The organism is Synergistaceae bacterium (assembly GCA_017540085.1).
GTDB lineage: Bacteria > Synergistota > Synergistia > Synergistales > Aminobacteriaceae > JAFUXM01.
The window spans coordinates 45226-65980 of the sequence record JAFYBQ010000026.1 but is presented as its reverse complement, the minus strand read 5'-3'; the positions used below and the strand labels follow the sequence as shown (position 1 = coordinate 65980).

Genomic DNA, 20755 nt, shown 5'->3' with positions numbered 1-20755 from the left:
AAAGAGTTAGACAATATCAGCCTTGTTTTGTCTAGTATCAAAAGTTTATATTTCCGCACAAAGAGGTGATTATTGTGATTGACGGCCTAATCCTAAAAGAACTCAGAAGGGAAAAAGGACTCAGCCAAGAAGAATTAGGCGGCTTAGTCGGCACTGACGGCAACGTCGTATCACGCTGGGAGCGCGGCTCTTCAACGCCAAGCCTTTATTACATGCATAAGTTATCAGAAGTCTTTGACAGGCCGATTGATTATCTCATGAAGGGCGAAAGTGCCGACATTAAAGAACGCTCCGTAACAGAAAACAAAGGAGTCCTCATCTTTGAGACTGGAGACCAGAGACTCGAAGTCCCAGCCACCCTCGCATTCGCAAAACAATTCTGGGAGCGCGTAGACAGAATGATCAACAACAGCATGGCCGCAAAGCAGTGAATACAACACAACAAAAACACGGTAAGAAACCCCGCTTTATGCAGTCTGTTACAAATGTCGTACAGGCCATACTATATTTCATGCTTGTTCTCCAAATTATATTTCCATAAGAATAAGAACGACAGCGTAAAAGGTACATCGTAGCCGGACTTTATAGGAATCACGAATCAAACTGGCTATTACGCGGGATTTTTTCTCACGGACAACTGATATAATAATTGCCATCCATAAAATTCAGAAGGAGGATTTACCCTTGAAGCTGAAACTCACAGTAACATTCATGCTTGTGTGCTCGTTGTTCGTATGCGCGTCATTTGCCGCAGAGCCTGCAAAGTTCCACATCGGAATAATGACCGGGACAGTCTCGCAGTCAGAAGACGACCTCAGAGGCGCGGAGCTTATGATTCAGAAATACGGCGATGCGAAAGACGGCGGAATGATCGTTCACATCACTTACCCGGACAATTTCCCGTCAGAGCAGGAAACCACGATAAGCCAGATTGTCGGGCTTGCTGATGACCCACTGATGAAGGTTATCGTTGTCAACCAGGCTGTACCCGGAACGGCTGAGGGATTCAGGAGAGTCCGCGAAAAGAGGAATGATATTCTCCTCCTTGCGGGTGAGCCTCACGAGGACCCCGGCGTTATCACAGAGGCGGCAGACATTGCGACTCACACTGACCACATCGGCAGGGGCTACACGATTCCGCTCGGTGCTCAGAAGATGGGCGCAAAAACATTCGTTCACATTTCCTTCCCCCGTCATATGAGCTATGAGACACTCGGACTCAGACGCGCTATCATGGAGGAAGCCTGCAAGGATCTGGGAATCAAATTCGTGTTCGAGACAGCCCCCGACCCTACAAGCGATGTAGGCATGGCCGGGGCGCAGCAGTATATTCTTGAGAACATGCCCGCATGGATCGAGAAATACGGCAAGGACGCGGCATTTTTCTGCACGAATGACGGACATACAGAGCCGCTGCTCCGTCAGGTTGCGGCACTCGGCGGATATTTCGTTGAGGCTGACTTGCCCTCGCCTTTGATGGGTTACCCCGGCGCATTAGGTATTGACCTCTCGAAAGAGCAGGGAGACTGGCCCGCAATCCTCAAGAAAGTTGAAGACGCTGTAGTGAAGGCCGGAGGCGGCAAACGCATGGGAACATGGGCATATTCATGGGGCTACACGACAACGGCGGCACTTGCTGAATACGGCAAACGCTACGTTGAGGGAACATTCACGAACAAGCTCGGAACTGCTCAGGCGTTGAAGGAAATGCGCGAGGCTTATGATGTTTTCTGCCCGGGCGCACACTGGGGCGCAAGCTATTTCACAGAAGCCGCAACAGGCGTGAAGAACACGAAATTTATCCTTCTCAGGCAGGACACATATGTGTTAGGCGGAGGGTATCTCGGACTGGCTGATGTCGAAATCCCCGAAAAGTATTTCCATATCCGCATGACCCCTCCTACAGCAGAGTAGAAAGCGCGACCCTACCCTACCCTCCCCTTATGCAGGAGAGGCAAGAACCCCGGAGATCCTCATCCCCCTTGCCAAGGGGGGAGGGAGCGACAGCGGAAGGGGGGTAATACCTTGCACCAAGTAGGGATACAGGGGGGTAGTTTTGAGGAATGAGAATCTTAATCAGTCCATGTAATTCACGGGGAGTGCGTTAATTTCCGGCGCATTCCCTTTTCTTTTACGCAAGAGGTGATTAATTTGTCGGAAAACAATATCCCATTATTACAGCTTGAACACATCGGCAAGGAATTTTACGGCAACCGCGTTTTGTCTGATATATCGTTCAACATCAACGCAGGTGAAATTATCGGTCTTGTCGGCGAAAACGGAGCAGGGAAATCCACCCTTCTCAACATACTTTTCGGAATGCCGGTAATCTCATCGACAGGCGGCCATGAAGGAGCGTTGTTTGTTGACGGGAAGAAAGTCGATTTCACGTCCCCGAATCAGGCACTCGCTCACGGTATCGGAATGGTACATCAGGAATTTTCACTCATTCCCGGTTTCACAGCAACAGAAAATATTTTGCTGAATCGTGAAGTCCTCAATGGCTCATCAATGAGCTACCTATTCAGCGACAGAGTCTCAACGCTTAACCGCGAGGCCATGAATGACCGCGCAAGCTCGGCGATTCACACGCTTGGAGTCAACATAAGCCCCGACATGATTGTTAGTGAAATGCCCGTAGGCTATAAGCAGTTCATAGAGATAGCAAGAGAGATTGACAGAAAGAATACCCGTCTGCTGTTTCTCGATGAGCCTACAGCGGTTTTGACGGAGACGGAAGCCGAAATTTTGATTACAGCCCTCAAGAAATTGGCGCGCTCAGGAATCGCGATTGTGTTCATTTCCCACAGACTGAGCGAGGTTAAAGCGTTGTGCAGCCGTATTCTTGTTCTCAGGGACGGAAGACTAATCACAGACCAGCCCGCCGAAAATCTTTCAGCCCGTCAGATAGCTTCATTGATGGTTGGGCGCGAGAGCGAGAAGAAAATTGACCTTCAGAAAACCCCGGAGCCGTCAGCAGAAATTGAGACAGAAAACGCAGAAGGGACTCCCGTCAAAAAGAAAAAGAAAATCCGTCCCGCGCTCAAAGTCGAGCATTTGTGGGTCGATATGCCCGGCGAAACTGTGCGTGATGTCTCGTTCGAGGTCATGAAGGGGGAAATTTTCGGGATTGGCGGACTCGCGGGGCATGGCAAGCTCGGTATCCCAAACGGCATTATGGGACTCTATCCTGCCGGAGGGAAGGTGCGAATATTCGGGCGTTCGCTGGCTCTCAACAAACCGCGAGCGGCATTAGGGCGGAAAATGGCATTTGTCAGCGAGGACAGGCGCGGAGTCGGACTCCTTCTTGATGAGCCGCTAGACTGGAACATTACTTTTACGGCCATGCAGACGCAGGGAAGATTCCTTCTCGGCATTCCGTATATCTTCCAGGTACGCAACGAGTTAGCGATGAGGAAGGAAGCCCGGAAATATATCGACAGCCTCAACATTAAATGCACCGGGCCGGGTCAGCTTGCGGGCGAATTGTCCGGCGGGAATCAGCAGAAAGTGTGTCTCGCAAAAGCATTTGTGTTACGTCCGAATATCCTGCTGATTTGCGAACCGACACGGGGAATCGACATAGGCGCAAAGTCCATCGTTCTTGACACGCTCAAAGAGTACAACCGCGAGAACGGCACAACGATAATCATCACAAGCTCCGAACTTGAAGAACTGCGGAGCGTCTGCAACAGAGTCGCGATTGTTGACGAGGGGAGAATCGCGGGGATATTGCCTGCGTCGAGTCCGGCTGAAGATTTCGGAATGCTGATGATGGGTCAGACACATCAAGAGGAGGGAGAAGAGTCAGCATGATAAAGAGATTCATACAGAATGCGGGATGGCCGAGAATAATAATTGCGCTGTTCCTGCTTGCGCTGTTTATCGCCGCTCCGTTCGTGGGCGTGAGGGTAGACACGTCGCTGTCAAACACCCTTGTTCGTTTCGGCATGAACGGCGTTATGGTGCTTGCGATGATACCGATGGTGCAGGCGGGGTGCGGTCTGAATTTCGGCCTGCCTCTGGGAATTATTGCGGGGCTTCTCGGCGCAACGCTCTCGATTGAGTGGAACACGGAGATTTTAGCGTGGCTTTCAGGGCTTGGAGACAAATACGATATTTCGTGGCTCAATGATATTTTTGTTACGACATGGCGGGAGCCTCTCGGATTTGCCTCAGCAATAATCATAGCTATACCAATCGCGGCGATTCTCGGCTGGTTCTACGGGAAATTGCTGAACCGCGTGAAGGGCGATGAGATGATGATAGCTACATACGTGGGTTTCTCGTCAGTCTCCTTCATGTGCATAGCGTGGCTGCTTCTCCCGTACAAACATCCCACTATGGTATGGGGCTATGCGGGCAAGGGCTTGCGTACAACAATCAGCGTTGAGGGCTACTGGCTTCACGTACTGAGCGACTCACTTGCGCTGAACATTCAGACCGATGATATTCACCTCTATATACCTACGGGAATGCTGATATTCTTTGCGGTGATGGCGGTGCTTGTGTGGATATTCATGCGGACGAAAACGGGCACGGCCATGACTGCGGTAGGCTCTAACCCTGAATTTGCGCGGGCTTCCGGCGTTAATGTCGACAGAATGCGGACGATCTCCGTAATGCTCTCTACAATTCTCGGCGCGATCGGGATTATCGTCTACGAACAGAGTTTCGGCTTCATTCAATTGTACATGGGACCGTTCTACATGGCACTTCCTGCTGTAGCGTCAATACTGCTTGGAGGGGCAAGCGTCAACAAGGCCGGAATCCTGAATGTCATTGTCGGGACGTTCCTGTTTCAGGGAATTTTGACGATGACACCCAGCGTAATCAACAGCTATCTTCAGACGGACATGTCAGAAGTCATACGTTTAATCGTGAGCAACGGAATGATTCTGTATGCTCTCACAAGAAAGGTGCGTGCCGGAAGATGATTCGCAAACTCTTTGACATAATCGCAAACAACGCAGTCCCGGCAGTGTTCATAATAATATCGGCGTTCGCTATTCCTCTTTCGGGATATTCAGCAAGCTATCTAATTCAGGAATTATTGACGCGAATCGGACGTAATTCGTTCCTGATACTGTCGCTTTTGATTCCCATCATGGCCGGAATGGGCTTGAATTTCGGAATGGTACTCGGAGCTATGGCCGGGCAAATTGGACTTCTCTTCATATGCGACTGGGGGATCGTCGGCATTCCCGGGATGGTGCTGGCGTGTCTCATAGGTACTCCGATTGCTGTAGTACTTGGAATTTTCTGCGGCCACGTCATGAACAGGGCGAAAGGGCGCGAAATGGTTACGGGCTACATACTCGGCTTCTTCATCAACGGCGTGTATCAGATGACCGTGCTGTATCTCATGGGCTGGATAATCCCGATCACGAGTCCTACACTGCTTCTTTCGAGGGGCTACGGAATCCGCAACGCTGTGAGCCTGCTGGGCATTCGCGGGATTCTGGACAACCTCATTCCCACAATCATCACAGGGACAAAGGACGCCGGGCAATTCCTCAGCATTAACGGCGCAAAGTCATTCATGATGATTCAGCTTCCGTTCATTGAGGGGTCAATACGAGTCCCGTTAGCGACTCTGATTGTGATTGCGTTGTTCTGCGTGTTCATTATGTGGTTCAGGCGGACAAAGTTAGGGCAGGACATGCGCGCCATAGGCCAGAGTCAGAGCGTTGCAGACAGTGCCGGGATTGCCGTCAACCGCACTCGAATCATCGCCATCGTAATATCAACGGTGCTTGCGTGCTACGGTCAGATAATCTACCTTCAGAACATGGGAACGCTGAACACCTACAACAGCCACGACCAAGCCGGAATGTTCTCGATTGCTGCGTTACTCATCGGAGGAGCGAGCGTCTCACGGGCTACAATCGCCAACGTTTTCGCAGGGGTAATACTCTTTCACCTAATGTTTATCGTTGCGCCTGTTGCGGGGAAAAACCTCATAGGGGACGCGCAAATCGGAGAATATTTCCGGGTCTTTGTGTCTTACGGGATAATAGCAATCTCGCTAGTCCTTCATGCGTGGAGGCGAAACCGTGAGAAGGAAGCAGCCCGGCGCAGTCTTCGCGGGAACAAGGGAGGCGAATAATCATGTCTGCGGTGAATGAATATATTGATGTCGTCCGTGTGTATCTTGACGCTTACGGGATAAGCTGTGAGATGGCCGGAGTAATTGCGGCGGTAATCCTGTGGCTGATACTTTACGCGGGGCGGGGGCTGTCGTTCTTCCGTTTCCTGATGAGATGGTATCAGCGGCTGATTGTCGTTGCGGGGCTAATCGCACTGGGATTCTGGCTGTTCTACATCGGGAGGGAGCATAGAATCTTTCTCGACAACAAGACCGTGAACGGCTATAACGCATTGGAGCAGGTCAACGTGAGTCTCAACGGCGGTGAAATTGCCGAACTTACGCCAAGAGACAGAGACATGCGGAAAGTTGTCGGGCCTGAGTTCGAGCTTAAAGCGGAAATTCTTGACGGGGACGGCGAGACAGTCAGCACGATAACGCGGAAAATTGTCATCGGCTGTAGCAAGGACATAATGATAAGCCTGCCGATATTGGCGGGAGAGTCTGAAGATTTCGTGATGCCCGCTCCGAGATAACGCGGCCATGATTACGAACGAGGAAAAATTAGCGGCACTTCAAGAATTGACGCTGATGGATGATTTCTTCATGCGTCTGTTTTTCCGTGACAATATTCCCTGCGCTGAAAGAATGCTCCGCGTGATTCTGAACAGGCCGGATATTGTTGTTGAGTCGGTGAAAGTGCAGTATGTTCTGACGGCCGGGGATAATTCGCGGTCTGTGAGACTCGATATTTGGGCGCGTGAAAAGAACGGGACGCAGATTGACGCGGAAATTCAGAATGATTCATCCGGGGCAAGTCCTCAGCGGGCGAGATACAACAGCGCAATGCTTGATGTGAATATCCTGAAGCCGGGCGAACCTTATTCCGTCCTGAAGACGCGCAAAAGCATAGTAATATTCATCACGGAAAAGGATGTTTTAGGCAGCGGCGAGCCGATATACCTCATTGACCGCATAATCAGGAAATCGGGAAAGCCATTCGGGGACGGCTCGCACATTGTGTACGTGAACGGGTCATGTCAGGATATTTCAACGGAACTCGGAAGGCTGATGCATGATTTCCACTGCGTGAGGCCGGAAGATATGTTTGACCCTGTTTTTGCGGACAAGGCCGGAGAAATGAAGGGGGTGAAAGAAGTGGGAGTGCTTGATGACTGGGAGCGGGAAGTTGAAGCCAGAGGTGAAGCCAGAGGCAAAGCACTAGGCATAGCCATACAAAGCGAGAGCATAGCGCAGAATCTTGTCAGGCTGGGAACAATCGCGCTTGACGAAATCGCAAAAGCCTGTGGATTGCCCCTTCAGCGGGTACAGGAATTAGCCGCGGGGAAATAGCCTCGTTTATTCGGGAAGAGGTGAAAGAAGTGGGAGTGCTTGATGACTGGGAACGGGAAGTTGAAGCCAGAGGTGAAGCCAGAGGCAAAGCACTAGGTATAGCCATCAAAGCGAAAGAATAGCGCGGAATTGTATCAGGCTGGGAACAATCGCGCTCGACGAAATCGCCAAAGCCTGCGGACTGCCCCTTCAGCGGGGACAGGAATTAGCCGCCGGAAAATAGTCTCATCATCATACGGAAGGCATACGGACTAATCACCCGGCCTTCCGTCTTCCTTCTCCCCGGATTTTTCCACTCACATTCATTTTTCCCGGCAATGTTTCAGCTTTTCGCACGCATCATAATTCAGCGCGTAAAATTCCTCCCTCGTCATCTTGTCCCTGAAGAAAGCCTCATACATCTCATCAACATTGCAGACCAGAGGCCGCGAACCGTAAACAGTGCAGAGATTATTTTCACGGTCAAGATAAACGCATGTCCCGCTTCCGTCGTCGAACGCCGCAAGAAGTTTTATCCTATATCCATATGAGGAAGTATGCGGCGAATCATTTCCGTACAGAGTTCAGGGTCGCGCATAATTTTGCCGAAAAGAAAATCATTCGCGAGAGTCAGATTCTCCCATCTTTGCTCCGGCGGAAGCATAAGCTCCAAATCGTCATATATCATTCTTTACCCCTCCAAAAAGTCCTAATCGGAGTCCCAGAAAAATCTTCAAGCTCTCGAATCTTATTCTTCACGTGATTCTCAAAGCCCGTATTCACGAGTCCGGGATTATTCACGAAAAATATAAACGTCGGCGGGACTTCCTCAGCCTGTGAGCAGTAATACACCTTCAGCGTTCGCCCCTTCCTGTCTGAGGGTAGACGGTCAAACGCAAGAACATCACGCATTAATCTGTTGAGCTGATTCGTGGCAATGTGCTTCTTTCGGTTTTTGCTTACGGTAATTGCTGACTGCAGGATTTTCCCGACTCCCCGCCCGCTTAGGGCTGACGAGAATATTATAGGCGCGTAGCTCAGGAACGGCATTTCGTCGCGTATCTTTCTCGTGATTTCGTCCGCTTTCTTTTCACCGCTCATCAAGTCCCATTTGTTGACGACAATAATTATCCCCTTGCCTTTTCCGGCGACATGCCCGGCGATTCTCTTGTCCTGATCCGTGCATGGGTCTTGCGCGTCCATCAGCAATAATGCCACGTCAGAACGGTCAACCGCTGCCAGTGTCCGCACAAATGAGTAATACTCTAAATCCCCGTCAAATTTCGCCCGCCGCCTTAACCCGGCTGTGTCTACGATTCGGAACTTCTGCCCGCCAATTTCGGCGCGTGTGTCTACAGGGTCTCGCGTTGTCCCGGCTATAGGACTCACTAATGAGCGTTCATCATCAATAATTTTGTTGAGGAGGGACGATTTTCCTACGTTAGGTTTTCCCGCTATTACTATTTTTATCTCGTCTGAGTCATCATCATCATCATTTTCATCAGCAGGCAGAACATCAATTACAGCGTCAAGAAGCTCATAAAGCCCCCGCTTATGCACCGCGCTAATCGGAATCACAGTCTCAAACCCTAATGTATATGCGTCATTTGCGGAGTCGTCATGTTTCGGGTCATCTAGCTTATTCACCGCGACAATAACGGGCTTGTTCCCTGAACGCCGTATGAAGTCTGCTATTTCCTCATCCGAGCCTGTAACGCCCGCTTTCCCGTCAACAAGAAATATAACCGCGTCGCACTCCCTCACAGCCGACTCAACGTGAGACTTTATCCCCGCGCTGAAGTCTGAGTCTTCCCCGAAAATCCCGCCCGTGTCAACAGCGTAGAAGCTCCGCCCGCCGTATTCGCACTCACCGTATAATCTGTCCCGCGTGACTCCGGGAATGTCATCAACAATGGCATCCTTTGTGCCTGTCAGACGGTTGAAGAGGGACGATTTTCCCGCGTTCGGACGGCCTATTATCGCGACTATTCCGGCCATGTTACTGCCTCCCCGCTATGTAGTCCGACAATGACGCACCCTCAAGCCCCGCCGACATTCCTACAGCCAGCTTTATCCGCGCCTGATAGGGTGATAACATTCCGCCGTTAAGGAGTCCCATCTCAAGCAATTGAGACGCACTGCCCTCGTAATTTTCCGTTGCCTGAACAATTCCGTCCGGGTATCTCGATGTAAGCACTATAGGAATATCAGCACGCAATAATTTCCGCAGCATAGGAACCCACGAGCTTGGCACATCTCCGTCCCCTAACCCCGAAATCACAAGGCCGTCAAGCTCCTCAAAACGTTTGTCAAGCAACGCCCGCAGAATAACATCTCCGTCCCCTAATGAAGCTGTGATTATGGGAATGTTCCGGGCTAAAGGTTTCTGCATGTTCTGTACGTACCTGTGGCGGGGGAATCGCAGTGAGATAAAATTCCCGGAAGGCTGGCTGAAGACTCCTAACGGCGACTCAGGAAACGCAAGAAGCCCTGCCCGGTTGAAATTCGAGATTCTCAGGACATCAGCGGGAGCATATATAGCGTCCTGAATGCAGATTAGCGCGCCTTTTCCCGTGCATGAACCCGACAATGCCGCCCGGACTGACTGACGGAGGCGAGTCCCTGTCTCACTGCCCGGAGTCCCTGCGTTGAAGATTGACCCGGTGAATATCAGCGGGGGATTCAGATTCCACACAAGGTCGGCAAAATATGACAGCTCCGCCAATAATGGAATGCCGCATGTTACAACTACCCCCCTTGCGCCCTCGTCATGTACGAATGAATTTACCATGCTGATTAACTCTCCGCACATCCTGAGAGTGTAATTGCTGACCGGCTGAAAGCTCCATTTCTGAAACACTACATAGCTTTTCACGTCATCAGGCAATAGCGCGTATAGTTCCTCGTCTGTTAATTCTTGGCCGTCCTGACGCTGTACGATTCTTCCTCCCGCAAGCAATATTACTATTTTGTCTCTGTTCTCCATAATAATTAGCCTCCTAAAGAATAATACCCTCCCGATTTTGTCAGGAGGGCTTGAAAATTACTGCTAGTAGCCTAAACTTTCGCCGACTATAATCACGTGATACTTTCTGCCCTTCACAGCTTCCTCCAAGATGAGAATTGCCCGGCACATAGAGTCGTCATCGCCTGCCGCGGAGCAGTTGACGCAATGCCCTGCCTTTACGCAGGCTGTCTCTACATTCTGGCGGATTGCGTTCGGAATTGTGGCTGATTTTGCGCGCTTGAGTCCGTCCTCAAGGTCAAAGGCAAGTTTGTTGATGCCTATCACGAAAAGAACGAGTCCGTTTCCCCATGCCATTCCTGCGACTCTGTTGCCGGTTCCGTCAATGTTGATGATTCTGCCGTCTCTTGTTACAGCGTTTGCGCTTGTCAGAAAAACATCGGCGGTGTTCTCGCGGAATCTTGCTTCTCTGCGCTCCTCGTTGGACATTTTTCCCCAGTGCTGGTAGACGGTGTTGCCGCGGGCTTTGAGCGCGTCCAATGCTCCGATGTCCCTGACTGTGATTGTGCCGGGGATTCCGACTGTCGCGCCTTCCGGGATGATTTCGAGTACCCGTTTCAGTGCCTCTTCAGACGTTGCGACATATTCAGCACCGAAGCCCCTGCGTTTGAGTGCCTTCACTATGTCATTGCCGACGATCTCATTTCCGCGTATTACGTTGTCGTGTACCATGATGATTTTACCCTCCCTGTTTATTTGGCTTCCCGCAGAAAATGAAGCTCCATGTCAAGAGCGGGACTCCTTCCGAATTTCCTTCTCGCCTCGTCAAGTATCCGCTGTGAGTCGAAATACATACCCTTCATTCTGTAGCTTGCTGACAGACCCAAGTACGGACGAATATCCCTGCCGTTAATCTCCATAGCCCGGAAAAAGTTTATCACCGCTCTGTTGTACATCCCTATGTTGTAGGCGTGATTAGCCTCGTTCAAGTAGTCCTGAAACGTTAGGGGCTTCTCCATGAGAATCAGACTCACAGGGGCGGGCTTTGCGGGAGTCTCAGTCTCAGGCTTGCGGGGAATTTCTGTTACTGTCTGAGGCTTTGCGAGGGGATTGTCATGTGAAGTTAGGCGTATATATTCGTCATGGGCTGTCTTTGCTGTCTGAACATGGCCGGCTTTCTGCGATGATTCGGAGAGTCCCGCGAGGAAGTCGGGTATATCGGGGTAACGCCTATGCGCCCTCCTGTAGATTTCGGCGGCCTCGTCAAAATTCCCGGCCTCAATGAATGACTCTGCCCGGCGTTTCATTCCGTCAGGAGTCTCACGCCACACAAACCACAGTGCGAGAACCGCGAAGCCCAATGTCATAAGCAGACACCCGCAGAATATTATTGCCTTCTGCATGTAGTGCTTCGGTTTTTCCGGCTCTTGTTCGGACTGCGCCCGCTCCTTTCTGTGCTTCAATGTGTGGTGCAAACGCTCGGTAAAATTCCGCCCGTGTATCTGTACATAGGCTGCTCCCTGCAAGCTGTCTGTAGGCTCGTAATCCGGCTCAGGGTCATCATCATTTATGTGAGTCCATAATTCCGGCGGGGGTTCGTCAAGACTGAGTGTGAATCCTGTTGCGCGTTCCTGCCAGTCGTGATCGTGTAGTAATTCTTCACCGGGTGAGTCGCTGTCGTATTGCGGTGAATACCCTGCGGAGTCGTCCTGCGAGTCCTGCGCGTAATATTCGGGGGGGCTGTCATGTGATTCTGCGGGGTCATACGGCGGGGCATCGTTAGCAAAATTTTCCGGCTGAATGTCATTCTCACTCTGCGGACTGTAAGCGGGCGAATCTTCCTGCGTGATATTGCCTGCGTATCGCGGAATATTGACGGCGGAGTCTCCGTGCGAGTCATTACGGGGAAAATCCTGCTGTGTGTCATTCTCATACTGCGCTGAAATTTCTTCCGGGACTGTCGGCGACTCAGGCACAAAAATTTCACCCTCCTGCGAATCCTCAGAGGGCAAATCTATTTTTTCCGGGATAAGTTTTTCGTCGGGAGCTGGAATATCATCACGCTTCACGGGATTCAACGGAGCCACAAGAAGCCCTGTACCCTTTGTATTTGCATGAGAATTTAGCCAGTCAAATAAATCCTGCTCCATAATAGTAAGTCAGTTTAGCAACAATTCGCAAACTTAGCAATGATACAGACTAATCAACATGCTATTATTATGCGCGAAAAATTCCTGAACAGTGAAAGGCAGAAGATATTATGTCATTCATGAAATTTGACACCGAACGATTCGGGGAAGTCGCCTATTCCCCTGAGGAAGTATTAACATTCCCGCGGGGTATACCGGCTTTTGAGAACATGCACAGCTGGATTCTTGTCGGCAGTGATGAGAACGCTGTGAAGTGGCTACAGTCCCTCGATGACTCAGAACTCGCACTCCCGGTAACCTCGCCCGATGCAATTCAGCCCGACTACAATGCACGAATCCCGGAGGAAGAACTGAAATTAATCGGCGGCACTAACCCGGCAGATTTAGCCCTCCTCATAGTCGTATCGATTCCGCAGTCAGCACCGTGGAACATGACCGCAAATTTACGCGCTCCCATCATCATCAATCTCAAGACGCACAAAGCCGTGCAGGTTATCGCCCTCAATGAGGAGTACCCGATAAGGCATGTGGTATTCCCTGAAGATGTCCGCGAAAAAATGAAGGCTTCCGCGCAGATTGGAGGCGGTGAATAATGTTAGTGTTAAGCAGAAAAGTCAACGAAAGCATACAGATAGGCACCGACATTGAGATAATGGTGATTGATGTCCGCGGCGATGTCGTAAGATTAGGGATAACCGCTCCGCAGTCAACGCAGATTTGGCGCAAAGAGCTTTGGGACGTTATCGTGAAGGAGAACAGGACAGCCTCAGAAGCTCCAAAGTCAACAGACCTCAAAGGGACTCCCGCCCTGCCCCTGTCGGCGTTCTCAAAACTCAGCAAGATTCCAACCGTGAAAGTTGGCGCACAGTCATGAAGAATGTAGCAGTAATTCTCGGCTCTGACTCAGATTTGCCCGTTGCGGAAAAATGCGTGTCAGTATTAACCCGTCTCAATATTCCTCATGAAGTCCGCGTGATTTCAGCCCACAGAACCCCGGACAAAGCCCGCGATTTTGCCCTCAATGCCCGCGCCAATAACATCGGCGTAATCATCGCCATTGCGGGAAAGTCTGCGGCTCTTGCGGGAGTGCTTGCAGCTCATACGCGAGTCCCCGTAATCGGAGTCCCGGTGAAGTCTGACGACCTCGGCGGAATGGACGCGCTTTTGTCGACAGCCCAAATGCCTCCGGGGATTCCTGTGGCCTGTGTTGCGATTAACGGAGGGGAAAATTCAGCGTGGCTTGCGGGGAGGATTCTTGCTGTTAATGATGATGATTTATCCGCCCGGCTTGATGATGAGGCCGTGAAGATGGCAGAAAGGGTTGACAGAAAAGACAATGACATCAGAGCGAAATACAGTCAGTGCTAAATACGCGGAGTCGGGCGTGAATGTCCAAGCGGGTTATGACGCAGTGCGGTTAATGCGTGAACACGTAGCACGGACGATGATACCCGGCGTAATCGGAGGGCTTGGCGGTTTCGGCGGAATGTTTGTGCTTCCTGCGGGAATGCGGAATCCTGTGCTTGTTTCGGGGACAGACGGAGTCGGGACAAAGCTCAAGATAGCATTCATGACGGACAGACATAACACGGTCGGTATTGACTGTGTTGCGATGTGCGTGAATGATGTGCTTTGCTGCGGAGCGAGGCCGTTATTTTTCTTGGACTATGTAGCTGTCGGCAAAAATATTCCTGAGCGTGTCGCTGAAATCGTTTCGGGAGTCGCTGAAGGCTGCGTGCTGTCCGGCTGTGCGCTAATCGGCGGAGAGACCGCAGAGATGCCCGGCTTCTATCCTGAGAATGAATACGATATTGCGGGGTTCTGCGTGGGAGTCGTGGAACGTGATGAAATTCTTGACCCTCATAACGTCATGGCCGGGGATGTTGTGATTGCGCTGCCGTCATCGGGAGTACACTCAAACGGATTTTCACTCGTCCGCAAAGTTTTCTCTGGCACTGACATTCATACGTACATTGCCGAGCTTGGGCGGACATTAGGCGAGGAACTGTTGACACCGACACGGATTTACGTCAAAGACATATTGCCGATAATGCCCCGCGTGAAATCTATAGCACATATTACGGGCGGAGGCTTCTGGGAAAATATCCCGCGTGCAATTCCTGAAGGTCTGTCAGCAAAAATTGACACAAGCGCGATAAAAGTCCCACCGATTTTTGACGTGATAATGAGGACGGGAAATATCAGCCGCGGGGAAATGTATCACGTTTTCAACATGGGCGCGGGAATGATGATTATTGCCGGGCGTGATGAGGCTGACGAAATTTTGAGGTCTGTTACTGGCTCATGTGTTGCCGGTGAAATTGTGAAAGCTGAAGGAGGCTTGCTGCTTTGGTGAAAATTGCTGTGTTAGTGTCAGGAGGAGGGACAAACCTTCAGGCGTTAATTGACGCTCAGAACAACGGGGTGCTGTCATCGGGAAAAATTGTTCATGTGATTTCGAGCTGTGAGAATGCTTATGCCCTGAAACGCGCTGAGAGGGCCGATATTCCGTCAAGTGTCGCAAAAAGTGAGGCTGAAATAATTTCTGTGCTTGAGACAGTAAGGCCGGGGCTGATAGTTCTTGCGGGGTACATGAAGATTCTGACGAAAGAATTTCTTGACCGCGTGAGAGTCCCAGTCGTGAACATTCACCCGTCGTTGATTCCGTCATTCTGCGGAAAAGGGTATTACGGCCTGAAAGTTCATGAGGCTGTCTTGAAGTCGGGCGTGAAAGTTACGGGTGCGACTGTGCATTACGTCAACGAGATCCCCGACGGAGGAGAGATTATCGCGCAGAAAGCAATAGACATTCTGCCGAACGATACGCCGGAGAGTCTACAGCGCAGAGTCATGGAGTGCTGCGAGTGGGTGATACTGCCTCGTGCGGTCGAGAGCGTTTGCCGGAAGATTGAGCCGAAAATTTTCCCGCGTCAACAGAAATATGCAGGCCGGGGAATAATCACGGGGATGACTCCTTCAGGCGGGAAGGCACTCGCGTATTTCATTATGGGACGGAGCATTTCAAGTAAGGCGCGAATCTTTGAGCGTTCCGGCGACAATCTCATCATAAAGTTGACGAGGGACGACAAGAATTTTGACCCGTCATTGATTCTGTACTCGCCCCTGCGGACAATCGGCGACAATCTCATCATCACGAACGGAGACCAGACCGACACAATTTATGACGCGCTCAAGAACGGCGGAACATTCGAGGAGGCGTTGAGGACTCGTGAATATGAGCCTGACGCACCGCACTACACGCCCCGAATCAGCGCAATAATGACACCTTTAGGCCACAAGATGAGCATACTGAAACGCGCCGGAAAATATTTCTACGAGTATGAATACACGCCGGGAAAAGGCCGTCTCATTCACACGTACAATCATGACGTAATGCCCGGAGGGATTCTGCCATCATTCGAGGGGGAGCCGCGGGAAGTGAATATCCCCGATGACATGAATCACTTTGCGGACTCATTGTGGGACGAACTCGGAGAGGATTACAGGGTTGCGCTTTACATGAGATATTATGACGGTGAGACGTACACGGACAAACTATTCAACACACAAAGAGGGTAAAGACATACCCCCCTGTATCCCCCCTTCTCAGGTGGGACTTGCTTCCCCGCCCCTGACAAGGGGAGGCCGGGAGGGGTTACACCTTTCACAGGTGGGACTCGCATGGAAGAGTAACAAATTTACAGCAAGGAGTGAAACACAATGAAAGAATACGCGCTGAAATACGGAACGAACCCGAACCAGATTCCCGCAAGAATCTTCATGAGGGACGGCGGAAATCTCCCGCTTGAAGTCCTAAACGGCAGGCCGGGATATATCAACTTTCTTGACGCTCTAAACTCGTGGCAGCTAGTCCGCGAACTGAAAGCAAGTCTCAATCTCCCGTCAGCAGCCTCCTTCAAGCACGTCAGCCCCGCAGGTGCCGCAATCGGTCTCCCCCTCACTGACACGGAGCGCAAAATATTTTTTGTCGACTCAAATCTCAGCATTAACGACTCGCCCCTAGCCTGCGCTTATGCCCGCGCAAGAGGCACCGACAGATTGTCATCATTCGGGGACTGGATAGCGTTGAGCGACGAATGCGACGAAATCACCGCCATGTTCATAAAACATGAAGTCTCAGACGGAATCATAGCCCCCTCCTACACGCCGGAAGCCCTCGAAATTCTGAAGTCCAAGCGTAAAGGAGGCTATGCGGTTGTGAGGATTGACCCCGATTATGAGCCTGAGTCAACAGAGACCCGCGACATTTTCGGCGTAACGTTCGAGCAGGGACGCAACACAGCTCCCGTGATTGACCCCGCGAAATATGACTCGCCCGTAACAGTCCGCAAAGACATTCCCGAATCCGCAAGGCGTGATTTGACCCTCGCACTAATCACGCTGAAATATACGCAGTCAAACTCAGTATGTGTTACGAAAGACGGACAGACGTTAGGAGTCGGAGCGGGTCAGCAGTCAAGATTGCACTGTGTGAGGCTTGCGTGTGATAAAGCTGACTTGCGATTGCTCCGTGAACATCCGAAAGTGTTGGAGCTTGAGTTCCGCGATGATTTGGGACGGCCTGAGAGGGACAACGCTATAGCCTCAATGCTTGGCGGTGATTTCCTGAGTGCTGACGAAAAACGGAGCTTCATTGCACAGAATGCGGGCGCGAGTCTTGGGAGCGATGCATTTTTCCCGTTCCCTGACAGCATAGAGCGGGCGAAAATGAGCGGGGTTAAGTTTGTTGCACAGCCGGGAGGATCAATTCGCGATGACTTAGTGATTAAGGCTTGCGATGATTACGGGATGGCGATGGTAATGACGGGCAGGAGATTGTTCCATCATTAGGGGGATAAAGTCATGAGTGAAGTTGACATTACGATGGAAATCACGGTTGACGGGAAATTACAGGACATGCTTTTGCGTGCAAGCGGTGTGTTAGGCGTTGACGTTTCGCAGGTTCTTCATGAGGCAGTGAGCGCATATTTTCGCAGGCTCGTAACAGACGGAAAAATACCGATGGAGGAAGCGTATTCATCAGTCAGCAATGACGGCAGCGAAACAGAATACAGCCTCAAAGACACGAATAATATACATGACGGCAAGAAATACGGACTGACTCCGCAAGAACGCGCGAAATTAACCGCAGGCCAGCTCAAGACCGCCGACAAAGCCGAAAGCGGAGACCCTAAAGCCCAAAACACAATGGGAGCATATTACGAGAGCGGGAACGGAGTCGACAAAGATCCCTGGAAGTCAATTTACTGGTACACGAAAGCCGCAGAGCAGGGACACCCTAACGCGCAGTATCATCTAGCTGTCCTCTACAACAAGGCAGAAGAGAATCCCCTGAAGGCTTATTACTGGTTCGAGGTCGCACGGCTTTGCGGATTCAACATTACTGCGCTCCATCAGGATTATATTCTGAGGCTGACGGAAAAACTTTCACCGCAGCAGATAAAACTAGCGCAGGAAGAAGCCCGAAAAACTTACGGCAAAATCAAGAAAGCAGGCACAAAATGAACATACTAATAATCGGCGGAGGCGGACGCGAACACGCAATCGCAAAACTCATCGCAAAGAATCCCAAAGTCAGCAAGATTTACGCGCTCCCCGGCAACGGCGGAATATCCCAGCTTGCCGAATGCGTCAAAATTTCAGCAGAAGACATTGACGGCATAATCTCATTCGCAAAGACTCACCCTGTCGATTTCGCCATCGTAGCACCTGATGACCCTCTCGCGCTCGGTGCTGTCGACAGATTAGAGGCTGAAGCGGGCGTTAAATGTTTCGGCCCGACAAAGAATGCCGCCATAATCGAGAGCAGCAAGATTTTCGCCAAAGAGTTAATGACAAAGTACCACATTCCGACAGCAGGCTACAAGATTTTTGACGACATCGACAAGGCACTATCACACGCGGCATTGTCAGATTGTCCCATCGTCATTAAGGCTGACGGACTCGCAAAAGGCAAGGGCGTTACTGTCGCAGAAAATTTCCAGCAGGCAAAGGACGCTATAATCTCGTGCATGAAGGATAAATCTTTCGGCGCGAGCGGTGAAAGAATCCTGATTGAGGAATGCTTATCCGGCCATGAAGTTACGGTGCTTGCGTTCACGGACGGACATACGATTGTCCCGATGGTCTCATCAATGGATCACAAACGCGCCTATGACGGCAACAAAGGCCCTAACACCGGCGGAATGGGAGTAATTGCCCCGAACCCGTATTACACTCCTGAAATTGCTGACGAATGCATGAGGACGATATTTCTTCCCACGATTGACGCAATGAACAAAGAGGGGCGGACATTCAAAGGGTGCTTGTATTTCGGATTAATGCTGACGGCTGACGGCCCGAAAGTTATCGAGTACAATTGCCGATTCGGAGACCCAGAAGCAGAAGCCGTACTGCCCCTCATGGAGTCGGATCTTCTTGATGTCATGATGGCTGTACGTGATGAGAGACTCGCAGATTGCCCGGTGAAATTCCGGGACGGTGCTTCATGCTGTGTTGTGTGCGCGTCATCGGGCTATCCCGGGTCATATCTCACGGGTTACCCGATTGATTTCGGGGACGCAGGAGACATGGCCGGGGTCGAAATCTTCCACGCAGGCACAAAATCAGAGGGCGGGAAAATCCTCACGTCAGGCGGGAGAGTCCTCGCTGTTACTGCCGTAAGTGATGACGCGGAGTCGGCGCGGTCAAAAGCGTATGAGGCCGTCAGCAAAATTTCTTTTGAGGGAATGCGTTACCGTTCGGACATAGGCGGGTGCTAAATGGAGTGGACATTATCGCAGCTCCTCATCATTTGCCCGTTAATATTCATAGGCGGAGTCGTTGACGCTATCGGCGGGGGCGGAGGTCTAATCACGCTTCCGGCTTACATGATTTCCGGCTTCCCTGTTCATTTCGCCATTGCCACGAACAAAATTAGCTCCTCAATGGGAACATTAACGGCTTTCGTGAAATTCATGCGCGACGGATATATGCCCCTGAAACTTTCTGCTGTCGGAATAATTTTCGCCCTCATCGGATCTTCACTCGGCGCAAAAACAGCCCTCCTCATCAGTGATTACTTCTTCCGTATCCTTATGCTTGTGATACTTCCTGTAACAGCGTGGTATGTTTTCAGGAGTCAGGATTTATTGCGCGAACAAAAGAATACTGCTGACGAAATCACCTCACGTACATACATAATCTGCGCTCTTGTTGCACTTGGGACGGGCTTCTATGATGGCTTCTACGGCCCGGGCGCGGGTACGTTCATGCTATTGTTGCTGGCGGGGCTTGCGGGACTCAGCGTTCAGAGGGCTAACGGCGTAACGAAGGCGATAAATCTTGCGACAAACATCGCGGCACTCGCTGTGTATTTCGTGAACGGTAAAGCGGTTCTCCCTGTCGGAATAATCGCGGGAGTCTTCAGCATTGCGGGGAACTATATCGGCGCAAAGTTTTTCGAGAAAGGCGGGGCGAAAGCTGTACGGCCTGTAATTTTGATTGTGCTATCATTATTTTTTGTCCGCGTGATTTATGACATTATCATTTTGTGAAAGGATTGATTCATTCATGCGTAAGTTAAGATTCATACTCTCTGCAATTCTCGTGCTGGCCATGACATTAACGGCCTCAGCTCATCCGGGGAAGCTCGACAAAAACGGCGGGCATTACGACAAGGAAACAGGCGAGTACCATTACCACAAAGGCCCGAACGCCCTCGAAAGCCTCGAAATTCGCCGCAACACAGTCTACAAAGCCAAAGTAGAAAGAGTCGTTGACGGCGACACGATGATTATCACGTTCCTTTTTGACGACGGAAGCAAGTACCTCAAAGAGCGCGTGAGAATGCTCGGTGTTGACACTCCCGAAACAGTCCACCCTACAAAACCCGTGCAGTATTACGGCAAAGAGGCAAGCAACTTCACGAAAGAGTCGCTTGACGGCAAAACAGTATGGCTTCAGACCGATGTAGGAGTCCGCGACAGGTACGACAGAATGCTGGCATATGTCTGGCTGAAGGAGCCGACAGAAAAGCAGCTCGATGACGAGTCCGCAATCCGCAAATACATGTTCAACGCAATACTTCTTGAAGGCGGATATGCCCAACTGATGACGGTACAGCCAAATTCCCGGTACGCAAATATATTCGTTCACATTCAGCGCGAGGCACGCGAACAGAAGAAGGGACTCTGGGGCAAAGACCCGGAATAATGCCGA

Annotated in this window: 23 protein-coding genes; 17 read left to right on the top strand and 6 right to left on the bottom strand. The window is 50.9% G+C overall.

Annotation, left to right across the window (positions count from 1 at the left end):
• Positions 1 to 74: 74 nt before the first annotated feature.
• From IKQ95_05385 to IKQ95_05355, 7 genes are all read left to right on the top strand, one after another.
• Positions 75 to 431 (top strand): helix-turn-helix transcriptional regulator, encoded by a 357-nt coding sequence (locus IKQ95_05385; GenBank protein ID MBR4196128.1) that lies wholly within the window; start codon positions 75 to 77, stop codon positions 429 to 431.
• Between the two features lie 280 nt (positions 432 to 711).
• The gene (locus tag IKQ95_05380) at positions 712 to 1914 is read left to right on the top strand and encodes a DUF3798 domain-containing protein (GenBank protein MBR4196127.1); all 1203 of its coding nucleotides are present in this window, start codon (positions 712 to 714) and stop codon (positions 1912 to 1914) included.
• Between the two features lie 237 nt (positions 1915 to 2151).
• Positions 2152 to 3816 (top strand): sugar ABC transporter ATP-binding protein, encoded by a 1665-nt coding sequence (locus tag IKQ95_05375; GenBank protein MBR4196126.1) that lies wholly within the window; start codon positions 2152 to 2154, stop codon positions 3814 to 3816.
• Positions 3813 to 4937 carry an ABC transporter permease gene (locus IKQ95_05370; protein ID MBR4196125.1) on the top strand — a complete coding sequence of 375 codons (1125 nt, stop codon included), beginning with the start codon at positions 3813 to 3815 and terminating at the stop codon, positions 4935 to 4937. The genes IKQ95_05375 and IKQ95_05370 overlap by 4 nt, the downstream gene beginning before the upstream one ends.
• Entirely contained in the window at positions 4934 to 6109 is a 1176-nt protein-coding gene (locus tag IKQ95_05365; protein ID MBR4196124.1) for an ABC transporter permease, read from the top strand. Before IKQ95_05370 ends, IKQ95_05365 begins: the two co-directional genes overlap by 4 nt.
• 2 nt (positions 6110 to 6111) lie before the next feature.
• Positions 6112 to 6624, top strand: a complete 513-nt coding sequence (locus IKQ95_05360) for a hypothetical protein (protein MBR4196123.1) — start codon at positions 6112 to 6114, stop codon at positions 6622 to 6624.
• Positions 6625 to 6631: 7 nt separating this feature from the next.
• Positions 6632 to 7441 carry a PD-(D/E)XK nuclease family transposase gene (locus tag IKQ95_05355; protein ID MBR4196122.1) on the top strand — a complete coding sequence of 270 codons (810 nt, stop codon included), beginning with the start codon at positions 6632 to 6634 and terminating at the stop codon, positions 7439 to 7441.
• A 302-nt stretch (positions 7442 to 7743) separates the two neighbouring features.
• Here the strand turns inward: IKQ95_05355 and IKQ95_05350 are convergent, their stop codons facing one another.
• The 6 genes from IKQ95_05350 to IKQ95_05325 form a co-directional block, all read right to left on the bottom strand.
• Positions 7744 to 8001, bottom strand: a complete 258-nt coding sequence (locus tag IKQ95_05350; protein MBR4196121.1) for a YkgJ family cysteine cluster protein — start codon at positions 7999 to 8001, stop codon at positions 7744 to 7746.
• Positions 7953 to 8108: a hypothetical protein gene (locus tag IKQ95_05345; GenBank protein MBR4196120.1), complete on the bottom strand. Its 156-nt coding sequence runs from the start codon at positions 8106 to 8108 to the stop codon at positions 7953 to 7955. Before IKQ95_05345 ends, IKQ95_05350 begins: the two co-directional genes overlap by 49 nt.
• Positions 8105 to 9418: a ribosome biogenesis GTPase Der gene (gene der / locus IKQ95_05340; protein MBR4196119.1), complete on the bottom strand. Its 1314-nt coding sequence runs from the start codon at positions 9416 to 9418 to the stop codon at positions 8105 to 8107. Before der ends, IKQ95_05345 begins: the two co-directional genes overlap by 4 nt.
• Before the next feature lies 1 nt (position 9419).
• Positions 9420 to 10406, bottom strand: coding sequence for an asparaginase (locus IKQ95_05335; protein ID MBR4196118.1), 987 nt, complete (start codon positions 10404 to 10406; stop codon positions 9420 to 9422).
• A 63-nt stretch (positions 10407 to 10469) separates the two neighbouring features.
• On the bottom strand, positions 10470 to 11117 hold the full coding sequence (locus tag IKQ95_05330; protein MBR4196117.1) for a lactate utilization protein: 648 nt from the start codon (positions 11115 to 11117) through the stop codon (positions 10470 to 10472).
• Positions 11118 to 11137: 20 nt separating this feature from the next.
• Positions 11138 to 12472, bottom strand: coding sequence for a tetratricopeptide repeat protein (locus IKQ95_05325; GenBank protein MBR4196116.1), 1335 nt, complete (start codon positions 12470 to 12472; stop codon positions 11138 to 11140).
• Positions 12473 to 12645: 173 nt separating this feature from the next.
• Here IKQ95_05325 and IKQ95_05320 point away from each other — a divergent pair, with 173 nt between their 5' ends.
• From IKQ95_05320 to IKQ95_05275, 10 genes are all read left to right on the top strand, one after another.
• Positions 12646 to 13128 (top strand): flagellar assembly protein FliW, encoded by a 483-nt coding sequence (locus IKQ95_05320; GenBank protein ID MBR4196115.1) that lies wholly within the window; start codon positions 12646 to 12648, stop codon positions 13126 to 13128.
• Entirely contained in the window at positions 13128 to 13409 is a 282-nt protein-coding gene (gene csrA, locus IKQ95_05315) for a carbon storage regulator CsrA (protein ID MBR4196114.1), read from the top strand. The genes IKQ95_05320 and csrA overlap by 1 nt, the downstream gene beginning before the upstream one ends.
• Positions 13406 to 13903: a 5-(carboxyamino)imidazole ribonucleotide mutase gene (gene purE, locus IKQ95_05310; GenBank protein MBR4196113.1), complete on the top strand. Its 498-nt coding sequence runs from the start codon at positions 13406 to 13408 to the stop codon at positions 13901 to 13903. The genes csrA and purE overlap by 4 nt, the downstream gene beginning before the upstream one ends.
• A complete protein-coding gene (locus IKQ95_05305; protein MBR4196112.1) occupies positions 13872 to 14891 on the top strand; it encodes a phosphoribosylformylglycinamidine cyclo-ligase in 1020 nt (339 codons plus the stop codon). Before purE ends, IKQ95_05305 begins: the two co-directional genes overlap by 32 nt.
• Positions 14885 to 16114 (top strand): phosphoribosylglycinamide formyltransferase, encoded by a 1230-nt coding sequence (gene purN, locus IKQ95_05300; protein MBR4196111.1) that lies wholly within the window; start codon positions 14885 to 14887, stop codon positions 16112 to 16114. Before IKQ95_05305 ends, purN begins: the two co-directional genes overlap by 7 nt.
• A gap of 141 nt (positions 16115 to 16255) precedes the next feature.
• Positions 16256 to 17386, top strand: a complete 1131-nt coding sequence (locus IKQ95_05295; protein ID MBR4196110.1) for a phosphoribosylaminoimidazolecarboxamide formyltransferase — start codon at positions 16256 to 16258, stop codon at positions 17384 to 17386.
• Between the two features lie 12 nt (positions 17387 to 17398).
• Complete coding sequence (locus tag IKQ95_05290) at positions 17399 to 18061, top strand: sel1 repeat family protein (GenBank protein MBR4196109.1); 663 nt, start codon at positions 17399 to 17401, stop codon at positions 18059 to 18061.
• The gene (gene purD / locus IKQ95_05285) at positions 18058 to 19317 is read left to right on the top strand and encodes a phosphoribosylamine--glycine ligase (GenBank protein ID MBR4196108.1); all 1260 of its coding nucleotides are present in this window, start codon (positions 18058 to 18060) and stop codon (positions 19315 to 19317) included. Before IKQ95_05290 ends, purD begins: the two co-directional genes overlap by 4 nt.
• The gene (locus IKQ95_05280; GenBank protein ID MBR4196107.1) at positions 19318 to 20091 is read left to right on the top strand and encodes a TSUP family transporter; all 774 of its coding nucleotides are present in this window, start codon (positions 19318 to 19320) and stop codon (positions 20089 to 20091) included. It abuts the gene before it with no gap.
• 16 nt (positions 20092 to 20107) lie between these two features.
• Positions 20108 to 20749, top strand: coding sequence for a thermonuclease family protein (locus tag IKQ95_05275; protein MBR4196106.1), 642 nt, complete (start codon positions 20108 to 20110; stop codon positions 20747 to 20749).
• The last annotated feature ends 6 nt before the right edge of the window (positions 20750 to 20755 follow it).